Consider the following 707-nt stretch of genomic DNA (forward strand, 5'->3'; position numbering starts at 1 on the left):
CAATCTCACTGGGTCTTGGTCGATAATACCAACATGAACAGCCATAGATTTTCCTTTTTGTGTGGCCGCTCGAAAAGAGAAGTGCAAGGGATGAGCAGGCCATATTACCCATATGTAGACAAGGCCGAGAAAAAACAAGGGCGACTTCATAAAAAGTCGCCCTTATACAGCTGGTTGCATCAACTATTGCATAAAAATTTACAATTTAAAGCGATGGACTAATTCATTTTGCTGATGAGCAAGCTGAGTGAGAGATTCACTCGTATGAGTGATGCTCGACATCGCGTGGTAACTTTCATCCGCAATATTGTTGATGTCTTCAATGTTGCGCGCAATATCTGCTGAGGTTTCGCTTTGCTCTGCTGCCGCTTGAGAAATGTGCGTACTCATTTGGCTGATTTCGATAATGAGTGCTTGGATCTCTTCCATTGAACTGTTCGCTTTCGAGGCTTGCTCAACCGACATTTCCATATCACTCATGCAGCTTTGAATCACTTGGTTGGCTGACTGAGAGCTCGATTGCAGATTGCTGATCATCGATTCGATTTCTGTGGTGGATTGTGTGGTTTTCGATGCCAGCACACGTACCTCATCGGCTACCACGGCAAATCCGCGTCCTTGCTCACCTGCACGTGCCGCTTCAATCGCGGCATTGAGAGCCAACAAGTTGGTTTGCTCAGCAATGTTGCGGATGACATCCAAAATTG

1 protein-coding gene is annotated in these 707 nt (G+C 45.8%); it reads right to left on the bottom strand.

Going from position 1 to position 707, the window contains the following annotated elements; genetic code table 11:
* Nucleotides 1-198: 198 nt before the first annotated feature.
* Nucleotides 199-707 (bottom strand): methyl-accepting chemotaxis protein (locus R7Z49_RS25005; protein ID WP_318112388.1); only part of this gene is annotated, 509 nt, incomplete at its 5' end.

Source organism: Vibrio sp. 1562 (assembly GCF_033340155.1).
GTDB classification, from domain to species: domain Bacteria; phylum Pseudomonadota; class Gammaproteobacteria; order Enterobacterales; family Vibrionaceae; genus Vibrio; species Vibrio alginolyticus.